Origin of the sequence: Komagataeibacter swingsii (genome assembly GCF_003207895.1) — a bacterium.
GTDB classification, from domain to species: domain Bacteria; phylum Pseudomonadota; class Alphaproteobacteria; order Acetobacterales; family Acetobacteraceae; genus Komagataeibacter; species Komagataeibacter swingsii.
Genome location: NZ_NKUB01000032.1, coordinates 1 through 21,796 on the forward strand (window position 1 = coordinate 1; position 21,796 = coordinate 21,796).

The 21,796-nt window shown below is 57.4% G+C and carries 16 protein-coding genes; 10 read left to right on the forward strand and 6 right to left on the reverse strand.

Features of this window, described 5'->3' with window-relative positions; genetic code table 11:
- On the forward strand, positions 1-355 hold a 355-nt coding region (locus CFR76_RS18830; RefSeq protein WP_408884375.1), incomplete at its 5' end, for a transposase.
- 29 nt (positions 356-384) lie between these two features.
- Positions 385-768: an IS256 family transposase gene (locus tag CFR76_RS18835; RefSeq protein ID WP_025440194.1), complete on the forward strand. Its 384-nt coding sequence runs from the start codon at positions 385-387 to the stop codon at positions 766-768.
- 93 nt (positions 769-861) lie between these two features.
- On the opposite strand, the gene CFR76_RS14915 is transcribed toward CFR76_RS18835, so the two are convergent.
- Positions 862-1,811 (reverse strand): IS630 family transposase gene (locus CFR76_RS14915; RefSeq protein WP_408884376.1). Its coding sequence is split into 2 segments (ribosomal slippage): positions 862-1,469 and positions 1,469-1,811, totalling 951 coding nucleotides; the frame shifts between segments, so codons are not numbered across the junction.
- 919 nt (positions 1,812-2,730) lie between these two features.
- Between CFR76_RS14915 and CFR76_RS14935 the strand changes: the two genes are divergently transcribed.
- Entirely contained in the window at positions 2,731-4,170 is a 1,440-nt protein-coding gene (locus CFR76_RS14935; protein ID WP_025440198.1) for a DUF6880 family protein, read from the forward strand.
- 149 nt (positions 4,171-4,319) lie between these two features.
- Positions 4,320-5,546 (forward strand): IS256 family transposase, encoded by a 1,227-nt coding sequence (locus CFR76_RS14940; RefSeq protein ID WP_025440199.1) that lies wholly within the window; start codon positions 4,320-4,322, stop codon positions 5,544-5,546.
- Positions 5,547-5,726: 180 nt separating this feature from the next.
- Here CFR76_RS14940 and CFR76_RS14945 read toward each other — a convergent pair whose 3' ends face one another.
- Together CFR76_RS14945 and CFR76_RS14950 are read right to left on the reverse strand one after the other, a co-directional pair.
- On the reverse strand, positions 5,727-5,861 hold the full coding sequence (locus CFR76_RS14945) for a resolvase (RefSeq protein ID WP_025440200.1): 135 nt from the start codon (positions 5,859-5,861) through the stop codon (positions 5,727-5,729).
- Positions 5,862-6,101: a hypothetical protein gene (locus CFR76_RS14950; protein WP_081749557.1), complete on the reverse strand. Its 240-nt coding sequence runs from the start codon at positions 6,099-6,101 to the stop codon at positions 5,862-5,864.
- A gap of 413 nt (positions 6,102-6,514) precedes the next feature.
- Here CFR76_RS14950 and CFR76_RS14960 point away from each other — a divergent pair, with 413 nt between their 5' ends.
- On the forward strand, positions 6,515-7,114 hold the full coding sequence (locus CFR76_RS14960) for a helix-turn-helix domain-containing protein (protein ID WP_025440202.1): 600 nt from the start codon (positions 6,515-6,517) through the stop codon (positions 7,112-7,114).
- A complete protein-coding gene (locus CFR76_RS14965) occupies positions 7,107-8,348 on the forward strand; it encodes a type II toxin-antitoxin system HipA family toxin (RefSeq protein WP_025440203.1) in 1,242 nt (413 codons plus the stop codon). The genes CFR76_RS14960 and CFR76_RS14965 overlap by 8 nt, the downstream gene beginning before the upstream one ends.
- Positions 8,349-8,501: 153 nt before the next feature.
- Here CFR76_RS14965 and CFR76_RS14970 read toward each other — a convergent pair whose 3' ends face one another.
- Genes CFR76_RS14970 through CFR76_RS14980 form a run of 3 tightly spaced genes read right to left on the reverse strand, consistent with a single transcriptional unit; the run spans position 8,502 to position 13,880 of the window.
- Complete coding sequence (locus CFR76_RS14970; RefSeq protein ID WP_025440204.1) at positions 8,502-11,669, reverse strand: error-prone DNA polymerase; 3,168 nt, start codon at positions 11,667-11,669, stop codon at positions 8,502-8,504.
- The gene (locus CFR76_RS14975) at positions 11,666-13,204 is read right to left on the reverse strand and encodes a Y-family DNA polymerase (RefSeq protein ID WP_258901221.1); all 1,539 of its coding nucleotides are present in this window, start codon (positions 13,202-13,204) and stop codon (positions 11,666-11,668) included. Before CFR76_RS14975 ends, CFR76_RS14970 begins: the two co-directional genes overlap by 4 nt.
- Positions 13,104-13,880, reverse strand: coding sequence for an ImuA family protein (locus tag CFR76_RS14980; RefSeq protein WP_025440206.1), 777 nt, complete (start codon positions 13,878-13,880; stop codon positions 13,104-13,106). Before CFR76_RS14980 ends, CFR76_RS14975 begins: the two co-directional genes overlap by 101 nt.
- A 264-nt stretch (positions 13,881-14,144) precedes the next feature.
- Here CFR76_RS14980 and CFR76_RS14985 point away from each other — a divergent pair, with 264 nt between their 5' ends.
- The 4 genes from CFR76_RS14985 (at position 14,145) to CFR76_RS15005 (ending at position 21,720) form a co-directional block, all read left to right on the forward strand.
- Positions 14,145-14,795: an SOS response-associated peptidase gene (locus tag CFR76_RS14985; protein ID WP_025440207.1), complete on the forward strand. Its 651-nt coding sequence runs from the start codon at positions 14,145-14,147 to the stop codon at positions 14,793-14,795.
- Between the two features lie 480 nt (positions 14,796-15,275).
- Complete coding sequence (locus tag CFR76_RS14995) at positions 15,276-20,186, forward strand: DEAD/DEAH box helicase (RefSeq protein ID WP_110557712.1); 4,911 nt, start codon at positions 15,276-15,278, stop codon at positions 20,184-20,186.
- A gap of 14 nt (positions 20,187-20,200) precedes the next feature.
- On the forward strand, positions 20,201-21,040 hold the full coding sequence (locus CFR76_RS15000; protein ID WP_081749558.1) for a TIR domain-containing protein: 840 nt from the start codon (positions 20,201-20,203) through the stop codon (positions 21,038-21,040).
- 5 nt (positions 21,041-21,045) lie between these two features.
- A complete protein-coding gene (locus CFR76_RS15005) occupies positions 21,046-21,720 on the forward strand; it encodes a DUF6998 domain-containing protein (protein ID WP_081749559.1) in 675 nt (224 codons plus the stop codon).
- The last annotated feature ends 76 nt before the right edge of the window (positions 21,721-21,796 follow it).

Here is a 21,796-nt window from a genome sequence, read left to right on the forward strand (position 1 = left end):
ACGCAGACTGGACGCCATCGCAAAAACCGTCAATCAAATCGCCAAAACCCAGAAATTACCGGCCAAGCACATCAATCAAGGGTTCTTCGATCCCTCCAGCTTCGAGCCGGAGCTTGTAAAGAAGGGCCAGACCCGGATTGACGGGATCGACGACAGGATCGACGACAGGATCATCGGTCTCTATGCCGCCGGCCTGACTGTCCGGGACATCCAGGCTCATCTGCTTGATCTTTATGGCCAGAAGGTCTCTCCCGACCTGATCAGCCGCGTCACCGATGCCGTGCTGGACGAGGTCCGGGAGTGGCAGGGCCGGGCGCTGGATCGGATGTATCCCATCGTGATCTTCACAGCCTGAACTTCTGCTCATGGAAGGACCGTAAGGCCGTGGCTGCCGACCTGCGCCGGATCTACGGGGCCGCCACCGCTGACATGGCGGCCGCCGAACTTGATGCGTTCGAGGAGAAATGGGCCGGGAAATACGCGTCAATCGCCCCGGCATGGCGCCGGGCATGGCCAGAAGTGATCCCGTTTTTTGCCTTCGATCCGGCAATCCGAAAGATCATATATACCACGAACGCCATTGAGAGCCTGAACAGGGTTATCCGCAAATCGATCAAGACGCGCGGTTTGTTCCCGACTGACGATGCCGCAACAAAGCTGATCTACTTGGCAATCCGCAGCTTTGAGAAAGACGGGCGAAATGTGCGGGAATGGTTTGCAGCCCGCAACCAGTTCGCCATAATGTTCGGCGAGCGCTTCGCCGCCTGAGTAGCTGAACAACCGTGGGCCAGGTCAGATACACAGACTTCAGGACACTCCCGGGAAGGAGCCGGGCGTCTGGCCGGCTAGAGCGTTTTCTTCTCAATCTGGCTCATATCCTGCTGCGGTGAAGAAGTTTGCGCATTCTTTTGGTGAGATCTGATCGATCAGTGTGCCGATCCTGTCCCACAGAGCATCACGTGTGCGTTCTGCGGCTTTGCGGAGAAGGGCCTTGAGTTTGGAGAAGGCTTTTTCGATGGGATTGAAATCGGGGCTGTAGGGCGGGAGATAGCGCACGGTGGCGCCTGCCGCTTCGATCGCGGCCTGGACGCCCGGGCCCTTGTGCGAGCCGAGATTATCCATGATGACGATGTCGCCGGGCCGTAGGTCGGGCACAAGGATACGATCAACATAGGTCTGGAAGCTGCGGCCGTTGATCGGACCATCCAGCACCATTGGCGCCACGATGCCGGTCAGTCGCAACCCGGCGATGAACGTCGTGGTTTTCCAATGACCATGCGGCACGGCGGAGCGCAGTCTTTGGCCACGCAAACACCGCCCGTAGCGCCGTGCCATATTCGTGGAGGCCCAGGTTTCGTCGATGAAAACCAGCCGCGCTGGATCGAGATCGGGCTGGGCATCGAACCAGTCCTGTCGTCGTGTCAGGATGTCCGGCCGGTCCTGCTCCGCCGCGTGAGCGGTCTTTTTTTCCATGTGATCCGGTGACGTGCGAAGAAACGCCACAGCGTGCCGATCGCGAAGTGATGCCCGTCATCAGCCAGTCGGGCACGGATTTCGGCCAATGTCAGATCGTCCTTCTCGGCGATCAGAGCATGGATACGCCCTGCCTGCGCCTCGATCCTGTGTGACAGGCGGTCCCCGCCACGCGGCTTGGCGGCAGGACTGCCGGTCGCGGCGGACAACGAACACCAGCGGATCGCACTCGCCGGACTGACACCAAACCGTTCAGCCGCCTGGCGGCGGGACATACCATTCGAAACCGCCGCGACAACACGGTCGCGGAGATCCAGAGACAGCGTGCGTGATGACATCCAAAGCCGGCCCCCCACCCGGCTACCATCTTGAATCAGATCACGCGACCAATGGGAATCCTCTATGATTCAAACCGCACAGAAAACGCTCTAGCAGGCGGCCGAAGCGCGCGACACAAGCCAGACGGGTCGTAAGGTACCCGTCTTCAATGACGTACCAGGTTCCCGGTGCATCGGGCGGCCGATCGACCACAACGACGATGCGTAGCACGCCAGAATCGCGGTCCAGCACGAGATGGATGCCATCGGGACCGTCATAGCGATGGACTTTCCTGTTATGCTTTTACAGTCCAGGACAGCGCGCGGAGCACGCCGGACTATAACCGAGGCACCCACTGTTGGTGCCTTCCGCTCGCGCCGTGGACGCGGCGCGTTGTCTTGGCAGCGTTGTGATCCCCGAACCAATAACGTCCTCTTTCCAGCCATACTCTCCGCGAGCCGGCCCCGCCGGCGAGCGCCGTACGCGCCGGGCAGCGGCGAATAAATCAATCCGGTTCCAACCGTAGAAGCTGACAGCAAAGCCGCCCCATTTCAGGACATGGTGCATCTGGTTGAAGGCCGGCCGGAGCCAGTGCGCATAAGCTGCACGCTGTCGCCGTTGAGGATGGCGTTGCGGAAATCGGTCACCGTGGTGATGTTGCCGGTCATGATCTTTGCCCTTTGTTCCGCGAGGAACAGCCCCCGCTGTTCCTCTGCCTCGCGGCGAGCAGCGGGGCAGCAACGGCAAGGATGAGCGATGAGGCGGGGTATCGCCCGGTCTGCACGGAGCGCAGGAAGATCGGGGACACCCCATCGGACGGCGTCAGCGCGCTGACGCGAACCCTTACCGGCGCGAGGGCGGAGCCATTAGCTTTTTTCCTCTTTTTCCTGATAACGGCTTTTGATTGCGTCCCCTGTGTCGCTGTCATAATCTGCATTCATGGTCCGCACTCCTTCTACAAAACCTGCCACCCGCAAATCCGCCGCATCCGCGAAAGTTGGCACGACCGTCACGAAAGACAATCTGAAAGCCCTTGGTGCGGATCGGCTTGCAGACCTTCTGGTCGAACTGTCGGAACAGGATGCCGTGCTCACCCGGAAGCTGCGCATGGCGCTGACAGCCACTCATGCGAAAGACAAACTCGGCAAGGAGATCGAAAAGAGGCTGCGAACGATCCAGCGTTCCCGTGGATTCCTGCCCTGGGACCGGATCAAACCCCTTACGACCGAGCTCGATGCCTTACGGCAATCCATTCTCAACGATGTTGCAACGACGGATGTCGGGCAGGCCATTTCCGCCATGCGTCTTCTCGTGGAACTTGCTCCTTCCGTCTATGAGCGCTCTGATGACAGTTCCGGTTACCTGTCAGATGTGTTTCGCGAAGCGGCCTCCGATCTTGGCTCCCTCTGGGGACGACAGGCTGGTCGGGATCCGGCTGTCACTGTCAGGGATATGCTCACACTTCTCGATAACGACGGGTATGGCACCTGTGACCACCTGCTTGTCTCGTGCGGTGAAGCACTGGGGAAGCCGGGCGCGGCCATACTCAGAAGCACGCTGCTTGCACGACTGCACGACCTTCCCGCCTCAAATGAGAAGGGAGACTATCGTACCGACTTTGCGCGCATGCAGACCCTCGGTCATCTGAAGGATCTGGCCGATGCAATAGGTGACGTCGATGCCTATATCGAAGCAGTCAACCTGAGTGAACGTCAGTCCTCCTCTATCGGCGATGTTGCACGTCGCCTGCTGGACAAGGAGCGCGCCCGTGAGGCGCTCGAATGGCTCGACCGGGAGACTGAGGAGACGCCCCGGTTCCGCTGGGAAAATGACGATCTTCGGATCGAAGCGTGCGAAGCCGTGGGCGACCGCGACACAGCCCAGTCCCTGCGATGGAAAATCTTTCAGGAACGCCTTAGCCTGCCGCACTGGCAAGCATACCAACGCCATCTCAGCGATTACGACGCGATTGATGCTGAAGAACAGGCACTCAATCACATCCGTAATTTCCCGGTCAGGGGCGTAGCCCTTTCCACTCTTCTTAAATGGCCAGCGCTCGACGCTGCTGCCCGTCTCGTGCGGGAGCATACGGCAGAACTGGACGGGCGTGATTACGGAACACTACGTCCGGCTGCGGATCGTCTGTCTGAATCGTATCCCAATGAGGCGACCCTTCTTTACCGCCTGCTGGTCGAGGCCGTGCTGAATAAGGCGCTTTCCCGCTATTATTCCTATGCGGCGAAGGATCTCGCCTCCTGTCGGCTGCTTGCACAACTGCTGACAGCGACAAACGGCATGGAAACCCATGAAGCCTTTATGACCCGCTTGAAAGCGCAGCATAAGCGCAAGCTGGGTTTCTGGTCGCTGATCGGTGAATAATTAAAGACAGCGATAGGGGCAGCTGAATGTCTGTCAGGTTGTGAAACGTCATCGGCGTAATCAAGGATTTCGTCGACCTGCTTCATGATGTTCAGGGCCTATCCTAAATTTCGTGTTTGGGCGTTTGATGCGAAAGAAGGAGCAGCATCATGGCCCGACGCAAGAAACCCATCATCCCTGACGATGTTCTGGACCAGGTTCTGGCTGGCCGCGTGGTCCGCACGATGTCAGACGCAGATGCCCTTCTGGGCGATATGAAGAAAGCCCTGGCGGAGCGGTTGCTCAACGCAGAACTGGACCACCATCTGGCCGGCGAGGCTGTGGCTGGTCGCCCGAACTGTCGCAATGGCTATGGGCAGAAGACGGTGCTGACGGATGCCGGTCGGGTACGGCTGGACATCCCCCGTGATCGGGCGGGAACGTTCGATCCGCAACTGATCGCCCGCTACCGGCGGCGGTTTCCCGGCTTCGACGATCGAGTCATCTCGATGTATGCGCGTGGGATGAGCGTACGTGAGATCCAGGGCCATCTGCTTGAAATCTATGGGATGGAAGCTTCGCCGGACCTGATCAGCGTCATCACCGACGCCGTTCTGGACGAAGTGGCAGCCTGGCAGAACCGGCCGCTGGAGGTGGTCTATCCGGTGGTGTTCTTCGATGCCCTGCGGGTGAAGATCCGTGACGAAGGCATGGTGCGCAACAAGGCGGTGCATATCGCCCTGGGCATACGCGCCGACGGCACGAAGGAGGTCCTCGGCCTGTGGATCGAGCAGAACGAGGGCGCCAAATTCTGGCTCCGTGTCATGAACGAGCTACGCCATCGTGGCGTCGAGGATATCCTGCTGGCCATGGTTGATGGGCTCAAGGGCTTTCCCGACGCCATCCGCGCGGTTTTTCCCGAAGCCCTGGTGCAGACCTGCATCGTTCACCTGCTGCGCCATTCGCTGGATTTCGTCGCCTGGAAAGATCGCAAATCCGTGGCCACGGCTCTGAAGGATATCTACCGGGCGGTGGACGCCGAGACTGGAAAAACCGCTCTGGCTGCCTTTGCCGAAAGCCCCTGGGGTCGGAAATACGCAGCGATCGTACAGTCCTGGGAGCGGGCCTGGGAGGAGGTCATTCCCTTCTACGCCTTCCCTGCCGACGTCCGGAAACTGGTCTATACGACCAATGCCATAGAAGCGCTGAACGCCAAGCTCAGGCGGGCCGTCCGGGCCAGAGGGCATTTCCCCAATGACGATGCGGCCCTCAAGCTCTTCTTTCTGGCCTTGAATCGAGCCGAGAAAGAATGGATCATGCCCCCAAGGGAATGGTCCATGGCAAAGGCCCAGTTCGCCATTCTCTTCGGTGACCGCTTCGCCCGCGCCACCGTCTGATCAATAACGTGAACAACGCCTCTTACACGAAATTCCTGACAGTCCCTGATGTTCACGATCAGCCGGTTTGATGTGATCAGCATTACGGAACGCATGATGGTTTCCTTCACTGACATTCAACTCCTCAGCATCCTCTCAGGACCACAGGGAGCCGTCCACGCCATCAGTTCTCAGTGAAAATCAACACCGATAGGTCTGCACGATGGGCCAGCCCTCACGGACGGCCATTTCATCGCGCAGGCGCAACTGGTCCTCGATGGAGGCCGCACTCTGGTTGTCGGACGAATGGTGGGCATAAAGAGCTACGCGGGTCATTCACTCTCCCCTTTCCGGCCTGTCCTTCCCGTCCGGGCGATGGCCGGGAAGAGGACAATTGTCGTTGGCCGCCCGCCCCAATTTCCGACGGGCGAACTCTTCGCGGGCGATCTGGCGGCCTATTGCGCTCGCCAGGGCAAACATCAGTTCATCGCACCGCGCTTTCGCGGCAGGATCGACCGGCCCGTTATCGTTGGCCGGGACGATACCGCCGAGTTTGCGTTTCGTATCTTTTACCATGCCGCCACTCCCCATTTCCGCAAAAAAACAGGGTACGAGGCATCGAAAAACTCACGGTCGGAACATCACAAATCCCGTGTTCGGGCGTTTGCGTATGTCATAGCGGTAATCGGCGGGACTGGCGTAAGTCTCAAACGCCCCCGCTTCGCGTTCAATTCGGAGAAATTGCGGATCTTCACCGCATGATCGGGGAATCGAGCGACGATTTCCAGTTCGCCCCCAAATGCCGGCATGACATCAATCGGGTATAGCTTATCAAGCCCACAAAACTGTCCGAACGGACGGGGCCACCTCAAAATATACATAAAATTATTATTTGATATCGGAATATATATCAATCTTGAAAGATACCCAAAGTTTTGATATATAAAACTGCATCATATATGTGAATTGATGCAGAAAAGAACATTGATATGAGCTACGACATAACAGGCATAGCAGAGCGATTGCAAGCGGCGCGCAAAACCAAGGGGTTAAGCCAACGCGAGTTGAGCGCGTTGGCTGGGGTGCCTCAAGCGCAGATTTCCCGGATCGAAGCAGGAGCTGTCGACCTACGCCTCTCAAGCTTGGCCGCGCTCGCTCATGCCCTTGATCTGGAGCTTGCTCTTGTTCCACGCAAGGCTGTGGCCGTCGTGCGTTCCCTAAGCCGCGATGCGATCAGCTCCAACCGCAAAGACGTCGTTGCAATCCAAAAGGAGATGCAGCGAATCAGTGAGACAATGCGCGGCATCCAAATGAGCATGCCAGACCTCGAAGGACTTCAGCGACTTCAGAAGTCTATCTCCGACTTGCACCGGTTCCGAGTATCGATGCTCGACCTCGAGGAAATGAAAAAACTGCGTCACATAATTGAGCAGATCGGTCGTCCAGGAAAAGAGATGGTCTCACTCAATGAAAGCCTCACAATAATGCGCACGATCCGCAACAAGGCTTCACATGATCCGCTACCCGATAGCGGAGATACCCTATCACGTCCGGCCTATTCTCTTGATGAGGAGGACGATGATGCCTGATGTTTCCTTCCTGACCGTCAAACTCCATGGCAAACCGATCGGGACACTCACGCATCTTGGCGATGAACGATCAATCTTTACGTTCAATGACGCCTATATTGGTAACGCAGATAGAGAAACGCTCGGTTTGTCCTTCAAAGACCAGTATGGGGAGTTGCGGAACGACTTCAGGCCGATCAAAGTGAAGCTCATGCCGTTCTTCTCGAACCTGCTTCCTGAAGGTCGTCTCCGCAGCTATCTGGCAGAAAAGGCGGGCGTCAATGAGACGCGTGAGTTCTTCCTGATCCAAGCCCTCGGCCGCGACCTGCCTGGGGCTGTGACGGTCGAGGTCGCTGAAGATGAAGCACGGCCTTTGTTTGATGATCTCGATGATCAAGTCGAGGTTGAGGGCTCAAACACCCATAAAAACGCACTCCGGTTTTCGCTTGCTGGGGTTCAGCTGAAATTTTCGGCCGTCATTGACGCTGCCGGTGGCCTGACCATTCCAGCAAGCGGGATCGGGGGCGACTGGATCGTCAAGCTTCCCTCAAGAGAGTATCATGGCATCCCTGAAAACGAATTCTCGATGATGACGCTTGCTCGCATGGTTGGCATCAATGTCCCACCTATCGGCTTGGTAAACATTAGTGGTATCAACAACTTGCCTGATGGCATCGACCAGCTTGGAGATAAGGCTTTTATTATCGAGCGCTTTGATCGTCGCGAAGATGGCACATCCATCCATATCGAGGACTTTGCTCAGGTCTATGGGGTCTATTCCGAAGATAAGTACAAAAAGGCAAGCAACCGCAGCATCGCGGCGGTGATCGCGGCTGAGTCCGATCATAACGATGTTGCCGAGTTCATCCGTCGCCTGACTTTCAATACCCTCATCGGCAACGGGGATATGCATCTGAAAAATTGGTCACTCATCTACCCCGACCAGCGGACCGCCAAGCTCTCTCCTGCCTATGACTTCGTATCGACGATTCCCTACATTCCGGGCGATCAGTCGGCCTTGAATTTCAGTCGTACGCGACGGTTTGATCAATTCACGAAAGAGGAGCTTCTTCACCTCGCCGGCAAGGCCGCGCTGCCGAGAAAGCTGGTCCTCGACACGGCACGTGAAACTGTCGGTCTCTTCATGGATCGATGGTCATCCGAGAAGGCGCATCTTCCGATGTCCCGTCATATAGTCAAGGTCATCGATAACCATCTAAAGACTCTGCCTATCATAGGCGAGGCGACCAGCTAAGAAACGAAGCAGAATGAATATTGCCGCTGGATCCGGAGATAAGACTTTCAAGCAATGATGTCCGCTTTGCGAAACACAGTCCAGCACTCCGCATGACCAATGTGTAGGCGTAAGCGAACATCGCGAAGATGAATTATCCTCCTGACACAACATTCAATGAAAATTCCGGGCCTTCACAAAGATATTTTCGACAGACCTGTCCTGATCAAGGTTGGAGAGAGGCTGCAGCGACCGATTCCCCACATCGGCCAGCAGGTGGGAGAGATCACCGATCTCGCGTGCCACCAGATGCATCACCTCCCCTTCCTTCTGCAGCCGCCCGACAACCCCCAGCATCTGGCCTGACAGGACCACCCGGCGGAAACGCTCGAACATATCAGGCCAGATGATCACGTTGATCGCGGCCGTTTCGTCTTCCAACGTCATGAACACCACACCTTCGGCCGAACCGGGCCGCTGGCGGACCAGCACCAGTCCGGCCACCGACAGGCTGCTTCTGCCCCGGGCCTCCAGGGCCTGCCGACACGTCACTATCCCGCGCTCAACGAGATCTGGGCGCAGGAACGCCACGGGATGATCCCGCAGGGTTAGGCCGGTACGGTTGTAATCTCGCGCGACCTCAGCCCCGTCCCGCATGGGCTGGAGCAGCACGTCGGGTTCTTCCGCCTCACGCATGACGGCGGCTGCGGCAAACAGCGGCAGGGGTTCGTCACGTAGTGCTTTGATCGCCCACAGCGCCTCGCGCCGGGCCAGACCCAGCCCCGGCCGGAAAGCGTCCGCCTCGGCCAGACGGGTCAGGGCCGCCCCCTTCACCCCTGCCCTGCGCCACAGATCATCGACCGAGGCAAAGGGCCGGTTACCCCGCGCTGCCACGATCCGGGCCACATCCTCGTTGGCCAGTCCTTTCACCAGGTTCATACCCAGGCGGACGGCAAACAGCCCGTCATCCCGCTCCGGGCCTTCGAGCGTGCTGTCCCAGCGCGAGGCGTTGACGCAGACCGGCCGGATCTCGACCCCATGCTCGCGGGCGTCGCGCACAAGCTGGGCCGGGGCGTAGAACCCCATCGGCTGGCTGTTCAGGAGGGCGGCCAGAAACACATCCGGATGGGTGCATTTCATCCAGGATGACGAATAGGCAAGGATGGCAAATGAGGCCGCATGGCTTTCGGGAAAGCCGTAACTGCCAAACCCCTCAAGCTGCTGGAAGATGCGCTCGGCAAAGGTCGCGGGATAACCCCGCGCCGTCATGCCTTCGATCAGTCGCGTGCGGAAACGCGAGACCGTGCCGGTATTCTTGAAGGTGGCCATGGCCCGGCGCAACTGGTCGGCCTCGGACGCCGAAAACCCGGCACACACCATGGCCACCTGCATCACCTGTTCCTGGAACAGCGGAATGCCCAGCGTCTTCTTGAGCACCTTTTCGAGTTCCGGCGTCGGGTAGATCTCCTTTTCCTGCCCGGCCCGCCGGCGCAGATAGGGATGCACCATGTCCCCCTGGATGGGACCGGGCCGGACAATGGCCACCTCGATCACCAGATCATAGAACACCCGGGGCCTGAGACGTGGCAGCATGGACATCTGGGCGCGGGATTCGATCTGGAACACCCCGATCGTGTCCGCCTTCCGGATCATGGCGTAGGTCCGCGGATCCTCGGCCGGAATGGTCTGCAGCGTGTAATGCTGTCCCTTGTGTTCGGCCAGAAGGTCCAGCCCCTTCTTCATGCAGGTCAGCATACCAAGGGCCAGCACATCGACCTTCATGAATTTCAGGACGTCGATATCGTCCTTGTCCCATTCGATGATCTGGCGACCGTCCATGGCCGCCGGTTCGATCGGCACCAGTTCATCCAGTCGATCATGGGTCAGGACAAACCCGCCGGGATGCTGCGACAGGTGACGCGGCACGCCGATCAGGCAGCGCGCCAGATCCAGCGTCAGCCGGATGCGCCTGTCGGACATATCGATCCCCGTCTCATTCAGCGCGTCCTCATCCAGCTTCCGCCCCCAGCCCCAGATCTGGCCGGACAGGGTGCGGATCAGGTCTTCGGGCAGGCCCATGACCTTGCCGACATCGCGCAGCGCGCCCTTCGCACGATAGCGCGTAACCACGGCCGTAAGGGCTGCGTGGTTGCGGCCATAATGACCATAAATCCACTGGATGACCTGCTCCCGGCGCGCATGCTCGAAATCCACGTCGATATCGGGCGGCTCGCGGCGCTCTTCGGATACGAAGCGCTCGAAGAGCAGCGACGTCCGTGCCGGATCGATGGCGGTAATGCCCAGTACATAGCAGACAGCGGAATTGGCCGCTGATCCCCGCCCCTGGCACAGGATGCCCTGCGAGCGGGCGTAACGGACGATGCTGTGGACGGTAAGGAAATACGGTGCATAATCCATGCGCCCGATCAGGGCGAGTTCATGGTTGAGGATGTTCCTGACCTCGGGCGGAATGCCTTCGGGATAGGCCGCTGCCGCCCCTTCCCAGGTCAGGGCTTCGAGCGCCTGCTGCGGCGTCTGGCCCGGGACGGAGACCTCGTCGGGATATTGATAGGCCAGATCATCGAGCGAGAAATGGCAGCGCTCCACAATATCCGTGGTCCGGGCCACCGCCTCGGGATACCGGCTGAACAGTCGCACCATTTCTGCAGGCGGCTTGAGGTAACGGTCCGCATGGCGCTCACGGGCAAACCCGGCCTCGTCGATGGTGGTGTGGTTGCGGATGCAGGTCACCACATCGTGCAGGATACGCCGGTCGTGGGTGTGGAACAGCACGTCATTGGTCACGACCGCTGGCACCCGCGCCTGATGGGCGAGGTGCGCCAGTTCATACAGCCGCATCTGGTCATTGGGCCGACGCCGCAGGGTCAGCGCCATGGAGGCCCGGTCGCCAAAGGCATCCTGCAGCTTGCGAAGCTGCAGGGCGCAGGCATCATCCGCCGTATCCGGGATCAGGATGACAAGGAGGCCCTCACCCCATGTGACCAGATCCTCCCAGAGCAGACGGCATTTCCCCTTTCCGGCCCGGGCCTTGCCAAGGCTCAGCAGCCGACACAACCGGCCATAAGCGGCCCGATCCGTCGGATAGACCAGCACGGGCAGAAAATCGGCCAGATCGAGACGGCAGCCCACGACCAGGCGGATGCCGGTCTCTTTGGCCGCGACATGGGCCTGCACCATGCCCGCCAGGGAATTACGGTCGCAGATGCCCAGCGCTTCAATGCCAAGGGCCTTCGCCTGCTCGAACAGTTCAATTGGTGAGGATGCGCCGCGCAGGAACGAGAAATACGTCGTCACCTGCAGTTCGGCGTATGCCACGCTCATTCAAAGAGACCATGCAGGAACCAGCCCTGCGAACCGGTCTCGCCATGTTCGCCATCCCCGGTCCGGTAAACCCAGAATGTCTCGCCGCTGGTATCTTCCACCCGGAAATAGTCCCGCACGGTGGTCAGTTCGGCATCGCCCTTCCACCATTCGCCAAAGACCCGCTCGGGGCCATCAGCGCATCTGATCCGGCGGCGGATGCCACGCCAGATGAAGAAGATCGGCGGATGGTCGGGCAACACGGCCATGGTCTGGATCGGCTCGGGACGGGGCAACAGGCGCGTGGGGCGTGGCCAGTGATCCGGCCACTCCTTTCCGTCCTCGGGTGCGAGTGCGGGCACGCGGCAGACAGCCCGTTCCGGCACGTCGCTTTCCACCGGGGCAAAGCGATACAGGGCCTGTGTGCCGACGCGGTTGGCCAGGGTGTCGATCAGGTCGGAGACGTCGGCCTCTTCTTCCTCGATCAGGGCGGAGACACCCTGGCGGTGGAGGATCGGCTCGGCCAGCGACGCGGTCAGCACCATGCGCTCGATCCCGAAGCCCGGATCGATGGTCTCGATCCTGTCACAGAGCAGACGGGTCAGGCGTCTGACGTCCCGCACCGGCATGGCCGTAGCCACACGGACGGCCTCGGTTCGGCTGTCCACCCGGTGCAGCAGCAGGTCGAGGCGGCGCACGCCCTGCTCGCGTTCCTCCAACCCGGCGCACAGGGGCGGCACGAGTTTGGTGATGTAGCGGGCAATGGTCTCGGCTGCGCTGATCGGTTCGGCAAAATTCCGGCTGACCTGCACCGGCGCCTGCAGCCGGACCGGGACAATGGCTTCCGCCTGCCGCCCGAAAGCCTGGTCCAGCCTGCGGGCGACATCCGGGCCGAAGCGCAGGGTCAGCGGCGCGCGCGGCATGCCGGCCAGAGGACCGATGCGTGACACGCCCAGCCCATGGAGGCCATCAATGATATCCGCTGGCAGGCGTAGGGCTTCGATGGGTAGATCAGTGATCGCTGCCGCCGTCTCACCAGGCGGCACGAGGGTGATGCGTTCCCGGCCATAACGCGCCAGCGCATGGGCGGCGCCCCACGTATCGGCAATCGCGGCCCGGGCCGTGATCCCGGCCTCCTTCAGGCGCGAGACCATGTTCTCCAGCATGACGGCCTCACCCCCATGCAGGTGATCGGCACCGGTCGTATCCAGCACGATGCCGTCTGGCGGATCGGGAGCCACGATGGGGGCGATGCGGTGCTGGAACCACAGCGACAGCCGCTCCAGTCCAGCCCGGTCACCGTCCGGGTCGGCATCCATGATGAGCAGATCGGGATGGAGCGCCTGCGCTTTCGCGACAGGCGTGCCGGGACGCAGGCCCAGCCTGCGGGCGGCGAGATCGACCGACAGCACGACCCGTCGCCGCCCTTCCCGCCCGACGAGTGCCAGCGGGCGGTCAGGCGCGGGCGCGTCGGTGCCCAGCCGCTTCCTGATCCGGTCTGTCGGCCAGAGTGGCAGGTAGAGCGAGACGACACGGTGCCAGTCTCCCTTTGGCATCACAGGCCTCCACTTCGAAATCGGCGCATTCGCCCGCGCGGGCACGGATCAGTTCCAGCAGCCAGCGGGACCGGCCGACACCGGGAACCGGCAGCGGCACGGATGGCAGGACGGATACCCGCCACCGGGTGACCGAAGCGGTGGGCTGGCCGAAATCGGCGGCATCCGTCTGTCGCCGCCAGCGTCGTATGGCGATGCCCAGTGCGCCGGATGTCTCGGCCGCCAGCTGCAGGCGGCGCGAGGCGGTCATGGACAGGCGGCCCACCTCGGCGACGACTGCGCCCAGCCCCTGACGACGCAATGCCTCCTCGAAACAGGCCAGGACATCGACGTCCGAACTGGCCGCGACATAGATGGTCCGTCGCGCCGACAGCCCGACCTGCTGCAGTGCTGGGGCATACAGGTCCTGACGGGTGGCGATCCACAGCACCTTGCCCCGTGTCCGGGCTGCGATCCCGGCGGAAAACAGCCCGGATGCTGCTGCATTCAGGGCGTCATGGCCGCCGCCTGCCACCTCATGCAGCGCGCCCAGAGCCAGGCCGCCATCTGGCAGACGACCGTCAATCTCGGGCATGCCGAAGGGCAGCACGCCCCGCCTGCGTCGGCCCTGGCCTTCGAGGCGGCTGACCTGTGCTCTCAGCGCCTCCAGCGCGGGACGGGGTTTGGGTGCGGGCATGGGGTCGGACAGTCCATTCGGGTGTTTCTGGCACGGAATCAGTGATCGTGTTCGTTATTTGTTCTGGCATGGTGACGAATGTCAACCCATCCTGGAAAAGCGGTTGCGATCCGGGCGCGGGCACAGGCCTGCCGTCCGATCCAGGCTCGATGAAAACTGTCTGGATTGCAGGGGTTTATCAGGAACAGTCCGGCCACCCCCTTCGTGCAGGGTGGATACCATCCGGCAGGACACCCATATCCGGACTCGCGAAAGGACGGCGTGATGTGCAACCTCTATGCGATGACCGGCAGCCAGCAGGCGATCCGGGAGGCGGCCCGGGTCATGACCGACCGCACCGGCAATCTCCGGCCCCTGCCCGAGATCTGGCCCAACACCCTGGCGCCCATCGTGCGGAACGCGCAGGACGGGCGTGAACTGGTCATGGCGTGTTGGGGCATGCCCACGCCGCCGAACTACCTGAAAGGCCACAGGGTCGATCGGGGTGTGACCAATATCCGCAACCCGACCTCGACATGGTGGAAGCGCTGGGAAGGTGTGGCGCATCGCTGCCTGGTGCCGCTCACGGCCTTTTCCGAACCGGAGCGCCTGCCGGATGGGACCAGCAGGCCCGTCTGGTTTGCCCGTAGCGATGGGGAGCCGCTGGCTTTCTTTGCAGGGATCTGGTGCCGGTGGACGTCAGTACGAAAACTGGCGGATGGCGAGACGACGGATGACCTGTTCGGCTTCCTGACCACTACTGCCAATCGGGAAGTCGGCGCCATTCATCCGAAAGCCATGCCGGTCATCCTGACCCGGCAGGAAGAACTGGATCTGTGGATGAAGGGGCCTCTGGACGATGCGCTACAACTGCAGCGCCCCATGCCCGATAATGCCCTAACGGTCGCGAATGCTCCTGTGGGACGTAATTATTAAATGTCGCCTTTTGCGCCAGACTCCTGGCTGTCCTCCCGAACGACCGTGCTGTCGATCATGTGCTGCCAGTCATCGATCAATCCGAGTTCGACCAGCGTTTCCAGCAAAGCATCCCAGACGCCTTGCTCAGCCCACCGGCGAAACCGGACATAGTCCGAGTTCTATTTTCCGTAGCACTCATGCATGTCCCGCCATGAGCAACCGACATTTAGGACATAAAGCATTTCATTGAGAAACAGATGGTTATCCTGTGCCGGTCGTGACCAACACCCACGTTGAGGCGCAGCAGGTTGCCAATGATCACCCATTCTTCGTCCGTCAGATCGCCACACAGCCATAGATTTCTGCAAAGACCAGTGTTGAATCATGTCCACGTCAGTCTGAAAAAACCTCTCGTCAATAGGCCCTATTCCCCATCCCTGTGGCAAAGGTTAATCTGGCCAGACGTGATTTTCAGACCATCCAAAGGCTTGCCCGATTATGTCCGCGCTTTCCCAACTGCTTGATACCTATAGAAATCTATCCGTCACAGAGCGCGAGAAAGGCACCTACTTCGAGGAACTGATTGTCTGCTACCTGCGAACAGAGCCGAGCTACGCGGACCTGTATGACCAGGTATGGACATACAAGGACTGGGCAATCCAAGAAGGCTATGTCGCGAAAGACACGGGCATCGATCTGGTCGCCAGAACGCGGGGCACGGGCGAATACCACGCCATCCAATGTAAATTTTATGCCCCGTCCCACAGTATCAGCAAGCCGGATATCGACAGCTTTTTCACCGCCTCGGGAAAAAAGCATTTTGCCCGGCGTATCATTGTCGCCACGACCAACCACTGGACCGATAATGCCGAGGCATCGCTTGCAGACCAGCACCCGCCTGTCAGCAAGATTGATCTGTATGACCTGGAAACCAGCCTGATTGACTGGTCGCAATATCAGCCCAATATTGCTCCTGTCCTGCGGGCGCAGAAGAAAGCCCGCGAGCATCAGGAAACCGCTATCCGCCGGGTTCTGGCCGGCTTCAAGAATCATAACCGTGGCCGTCTGATCATGGCCTGCGGGACGGGCAAGACTTTCACCAGCCTGAAAATCGCGGAACAGCAGGTCGGGGCCGGTGGCCGTGTCCTGTTCCTCGTTCCCAGCCTGTCCCTGCTGTCCCAGACCCTGACCGAATGGACCCAGGAAAGCCAGGTTCCGCTCCACAGCTTCGCTGTCTGTTCGGACAGTGCTGTCGGAAATCAACAAGCAGAAAATAATGACGAAATTCGAATTAACATACACGAATTGCGTTACCCTGCCACAACGGACGCAAATCGTCTGAGTTCGGAGTTCATCAAACGTTGCGACAATACACATATGAATGTTGTATTTGCGACCTATCATTCCATTGATGTCATCAGCCGTGCCCAGAAGGAGCATGACTTCCCCGAGTTCGATCTGATCGTCTGCGATGAAGCGCATAGGACAACAGGGGTCACTTTCGGGGGTGAGGAGAACGATAGCGCCTTCGTCCGCGTCCATAACCAGGATTATCTGGCAGGCCGGCACCGACTCTACATGACTGCCACTCCGCGTATTTACGGTGATGTGGCGCAGGAAAAGGCCGAAAAGGAAGGGGCCATTGTCTATGGCATGAACAATGAGGCCATCTACGGGCCTGAGTTCCATGTCATCACCTTCTCCGAGGCCGTCCGGCGCAAACTGCTGGTGGACTACAAGGTCATCGTGCTGGCGGTTGACGAGGGAACCGTCAGCCGTAGTGTCCAGAAGCTTCTGGATGACCCCGATAACGGCCTGACCGTCTCCGATGCGTCCAAAATTGTTGGATGCTGGAAGGCGCTGGCGACGGGCGGATTGCCTCGTGAAGGGACAACTATCCCCGAACCGATGAAGCGGGCCGTCGCCTTCTGCCAGGTCATTTCTCCCGGCTACAGGGGCAGGACGCCCAAGGTCAGTTCCATCCAGATTGCCGATATGTTCCAGCAGGTCGTGGAGGAATATCAGGAACAGGAAGACATTGAACCTGAAGCCCGTCTGGTCTGCGAAGCCGAACACGTCGATGGCGGGATGAACGCCAGCGAAAAGGAAGGCAAACTCGCCTGGCTGAAGGACGAGACCCCGGAAGGCATATGTCGGGTTCTGTCCAATGTCCGTTGCTTGTCCGAAGGGGTGGACGTGCCGGCGCTGGATGCAGTCCTGTTCCTGACCCCCAGGAATTCACAGGTGGATGTGGTCCAGTCCGTAGGCCGTGTGATGCGGGTCGCACCAGGCAAGAAGCGGGGCTATGTCGTACTGCCCGTAGTTATCCCGGTTGGGGTTGAGCCAGACCAGGCTCTGGATAACAACAAGACCTATCAGGTGGTCTGGCAGGTGCTTCAGGCCCTGCGTTCTCACGATGATCGTTTTGATCACATGGTCAACAAGATGGATCTTCAGGCCAGACCTGACACATCCCGCATGGAAGTCATCGCGGTCACGAAGAAGATCACGGCCAAGACAAAGGCCCTGACAACAGGCACAGCCCAGAAAGCCCATTCGTCCTACAAAATTGGAAAGAAGGCTTCATTCCCTGACGACGACAGGCAGGAAACCCTGCAATTTGAAGTCGGGGAAATCGAACGGGCTATCTACGCCAAAATCGTCAAGAAGGTCGGCAACCGCCATCACTGGGAAGACTGGGCCGACGATATTGCCCAGATTGCTCAGACCCACATCACTCGCATCAAAACCATTCTGGAGAATCCCGACAACGTTGAAGCCCGAACCTCGTTCAAGGAATTCACGTCAGACCTGCGGACGGAACTGAACGACAGCATCAGCGAGGACGAAGTCATCGAGATGCTGGCGCAACATCTCATCACCCGCCCCGTGTTCGAAGCCCTATTCGCTGGCCATAGCTTTATTGGCGACAACCCCATGTCCAGAGCCATGCAGACAGTTCTGGATGCGCTAGACAGGCATAGTCTGCACAAGGAAACCGACAGGCTGGAGGTATTCTATACCAGCGTCCGTGAACGGGCTTCGGGGATTGATACCTCCTACGGTCGCCAGAAGGTCATTAAGGAACTGTATGACGGCTTTTTCCAGAAAGCCTTCCCGCATCTGAAGGATCGCCTGGGTATTGTCTACACACCCATTGAGGTGGTGGATTTTATCATCCGCTCCATCAATGATGTGCTGGAAAGCGAGTTCGGTCAGACCCTTGGAAGCAAGGGTGTCCATATCATGGACCCCTTCACCGGCACAGGGACATTTATCACCCGGCTGTTGCAAAGTGGTCTGATCACGAAGGAGCAGATGCTCCATAAATACCGACAGGAACTGCACGCTAACGAAATCGTCCTGCTGGCTTATTATATCGCCTCCATCAATATCGAGGCCACGTTCTCCGATCTGATGGACGGGACATATGAACCCTTCGAGGGTATCTGCCTGACGGACACCTTCAGGCTGAACGAACCGCATGATCTGGTGAGTTCAACCCTGGAAGATAACAATCGGCGCATCCGCAAACAGAAAAATCTGGATATCCGTGTCATCATGGGGAACCCGCCTTACTCGGTCGGGCAGGAAAGCGGAAACGACAACAATCAGAATGTGACCTATCCCACCCTGGATGCACGGATTGCGAAGACCTATGCGGAACGGTCCAGTGCCACGAACAAGCGCGCCCTGTATGACAGCTATATCCGCGCCATCCGCTGGTCCTCCGACCGCATCGGGGATTGTGGCGTCATCGGTTTCGTGACCAACGCAGGCTTTCTGGATGCCAATACGGCAAATGGTTTGCGTCAGTGTCTAGCCGAAGAATTTTCCTCCATCCATGTGTTTCATCTGCGGGGCAACCAGCGGACATCAGGGGAAACATCACGCAAGGAAGGTGGAAAGATATTCAATGCTGGAAGCCGGGCGCCGATTGCCATTTCCCTCATGGTCAAGAATCCAAATGCGCAGGAACAGGGCCGTATCCTGTTCCATGATATCGGGGATTATCTGACCCGTGAGCAGAAGCTGAAACGTATTCAGGAACTGGCCAGCATCAATGGCCTGACGAACGAAGACCTGTGGCAGACGATCACGCCGGATGACCATGGCGACTGGCTACGGCAACGGGATGACAGCTTTGGAAAATTTATTGCCATTGGGAGCAAGGATAAGGATGCGGGACCTGTGCTGTTCAGTCTGTTTTCCCGTGGCGTTGCAACAGCTCGTGATGCATGGTGCTACAATTCATCCCATCAAGTATTAACCGAAGATATGCTGTCCATGATTGATGTGTATAATTCGGAACGAGAACGATTTCAGAGTGAATACCCTGATGCAGCTTCCAAAGAACGATTAGAAAAGGCCAAGAACTTCGTCGATAGTGATCCACGAAAGATAAGCTGGAACCGTTCACTGCTTCGGGATTTTACCCGAGATAAGCCAGCATTATTTAAACCTGAGGATGTCGTGAAATCGGTTTACCGGCCATTTTTCTGTCAGTGGATGTACTTTGATCGGCAAATGAATGACATGATTTACCAGATGCCTCACCTATTTCCTGATGCGAAGGCAGAGAATTTAGTCATATGCGTTCCAGGCTTAGGTGGAGATAAAGGTTTTTCTGCCTTTATGACTAATCATATTATTGACCTAAATCTTGCTCCCGCGATGGGTGGATATCAAGCATTCCCTATTTTCGTATATCACGAAAATAACGCTCCATCAGACAACAACGACCTGTTCTCCGGGGCTTCACAATCGGGACTGACCAGACAGGACGCCATCACCGACGAAGGAATGAAACATTTCCGAGATGCCTATCCCGGTGAGACCATCAGCAAGCAAGACCTGTTCTATTACATTTATGGACTTCTTCACTCTCCCGAATATCGAGAACGCTATGCGGACACTCTGCGGAAGGAACTCCCTCGCATCCCCCGTATGAAGACATACGAAGCCTTCAGAGCCTTCTCCGATGCTGGTCGCAGGCTAGGCGAAATGCATGTCAATTTCGACAGCCAACCCATCTACAAGGGGGTGCAGGTCGATGCGGGAAACAAGCCTCTGACAGCCGCTGATTATCGAGTGACACAGATGAAATACGGCAAGGGCAAAGATAAAACCATCCTGCATTACAATGACCACATTACTGTCACAGGTATCCCTCTCGAAGCCTATGAATACGTGGTGAACGGCAAGCCTGCCCTCGACTGGGTAGTGGAACGTCAATGCGTGAAGACCGACAAAGCAAGCGGTATCGTCAACGATGCCAATGACTGGGCCATCGAAACCATGAACGACCCTCGCTATCCGCTGGATCTGTTTCTCCGCGTCATCACGATCAGCCTGGAAACCATGAAGATTGTGAAGGGCCTTCCAGCCTTGGAAATTCTGGATAACTGATAGGCGATTAAAAAATGTATTATTTTGTAGTTGTACAAATCAATGAAAAACTTTCTAAATCAGATGACTATCGAACCTATATTCAATACGATGAAAAAGATCTTAATAATATAAAAAATAATATTGTTAAGCCATATCTAAAAAAAGAAGATATACATTTCGAAGGTTACTTCATTAAACCGTCAAATATTAGGCAAATATCCATTAAAACATCCGATAAACCAATTACGGTTTTAACCGACGAAGCCAACAGTCGTATGCAGTCAAACGTTATTATGTATATTGACCCTGAAAGTATTGTGCGATCCAAAGACGGTTTGCAAGATATCACGAAATCTGTATTTGATTCGGTTCGACTCACTCTTGATCACCAGTTAGTTCAAAGCAAGGCAGGAAAAATACTTGTCGGTCAATCGAATAGGGTTTTCATTGTTCATGGGCGCGATGATCTCGCAAAAACAGCGACAGCCAGATTGATTGAATCATTGGGGTTAGACGCCATAATTTTACACGAACAGACTAACGCTGGAAAAACTATAATCGAGAAAATTGAGCAAGAAACAGACTGTGGATTCGCTATAATTTTGTATACTCCATGTGACCTTGGCCGGGTTTCATCCGAAGTCGATGAACAACCACGCGCGCGCCAAAATGTTATTTTTGAACACGGATATCTGACCGCAAAACTTGGACGTGACCGAGTATGCGCCCTAAAAAAAGGGAATGTTGAAACACCATCGGACATTAGCGGTGTCGTTTACACCGACATGGATGACGCGGGCATGTGGAAGTTTGCGGTTGCGCGTGAACTTCAAACAGCCGGTTTTACTATTGATATGAACAAGGTCCGTTAAAGAAAATGGCTTTATCACAGATACAGATTATTCGCTCACTTGGAGATGCTTTGACTTGGCTAGAAAAAGAGATCCAGTGGGGAGTCAATCCTGCTGAATTACGCCACCTAACTGGTCGGATTGGCGAACTATATGTCGCCATGAAAACTCGTGGGCAGATGGCACCTGAAGTTAACCAAAAGGGCTATGATGTCGTTTCAGCCGAAGGCGAACAAATATCCGTCAAAACCGTCACGTCTACACAACATATCAGATTTAACAAAAACACTTTCGATGTCGTTCATCGTGTCGTTGTTTTGCGGTTGAATTTTGATGATGACGACATATCCATCGAAGAAGTTGCAGATATGTCTGCATCCGATTTCCTGCCCCTGTGTCGTGAAGCAGAAGGGGTCTATATCTACTCGCCACGTCAACAGAAGGCGGTCGTTCCCATAGGTGACCAGAAGGCCGTCAGAGAGGTTTCCTATGGCCCTTACAGGGTCATCGAATATGAAAGCGGTACAATCCAGGTGGAAAAGGAAGGCGTTCCCGCAAGGATAACAAAGCCAGCCTTGCGCGAACTGGCCACATCGTTGGGTGTCAGTCTCCTTAACAACACTGGCAATAAACGAAATACCCGCCAGCTTGGATCTGAAGTGATTTCGGCTATCGAAGCCTTGGAGAAGCCACATGATTAACGGAGTAATCATATAATTAAAAAATGAATATTTGCATACTGCATCCTATGGCTTAAGCAACGTATCAGCAGATGCA

Bases quoted from the DNA above. Each gene is read 5' to 3' on its own strand.
- CFR76_RS14985 (WP_025440207.1), top strand. From the start codon at position 14,145: ATGTGCAACCTCTATGCGATGACCGGCAGCCAGCAGGCGATCCGGGAG.
- CFR76_RS14980 (WP_025440206.1), bottom strand. From the start codon at position 13,880: ATGCCCGCACCCAAACCCCGTCCCGCGCTGGAGGCGCTGAGAGCACAG.
- CFR76_RS15005 (WP_081749559.1), top strand. From the start codon at position 21,046: ATGGCTTTATCACAGATACAGATTATTCGCTCACTTGGAGATGCTTTG.
- CFR76_RS14940 (WP_025440199.1), top strand. From the start codon at position 4,320: ATGGCCCGACGCAAGAAACCCATCATCCCTGACGATGTTCTGGACCAG.
- CFR76_RS14995 (WP_110557712.1), top strand. From the start codon at position 15,276: ATGTCCGCGCTTTCCCAACTGCTTGATACCTATAGAAATCTATCCGTC.
- CFR76_RS15000 (WP_081749558.1), top strand. From the start codon at position 20,201: ATGTATTATTTTGTAGTTGTACAAATCAATGAAAAACTTTCTAAATCA.
- CFR76_RS14935 (WP_025440198.1), top strand. From the start codon at position 2,731: ATGGTCCGCACTCCTTCTACAAAACCTGCCACCCGCAAATCCGCCGCA.
- CFR76_RS14950 (WP_081749557.1), bottom strand. From the start codon at position 6,101: ATGGTAAAAGATACGAAACGCAAACTCGGCGGTATCGTCCCGGCCAAC.
- CFR76_RS14970 (WP_025440204.1), bottom strand. From the start codon at position 11,669: ATGAGCGTGGCATACGCCGAACTGCAGGTGACGACGTATTTCTCGTTC.
- CFR76_RS14945 (WP_025440200.1), bottom strand. From the start codon at position 5,861: ATGACCCGCGTAGCTCTTTATGCCCACCATTCGTCCGACAACCAGAGT.
- CFR76_RS14975 (WP_258901221.1), bottom strand. From the start codon at position 13,204: ATGCCAAAGGGAGACTGGCACCGTGTCGTCTCGCTCTACCTGCCACTC.
- CFR76_RS14960 (WP_025440202.1), top strand. From the start codon at position 6,515: ATGAGCTACGACATAACAGGCATAGCAGAGCGATTGCAAGCGGCGCGC.
- CFR76_RS14965 (WP_025440203.1), top strand. From the start codon at position 7,107: ATGCCTGATGTTTCCTTCCTGACCGTCAAACTCCATGGCAAACCGATC.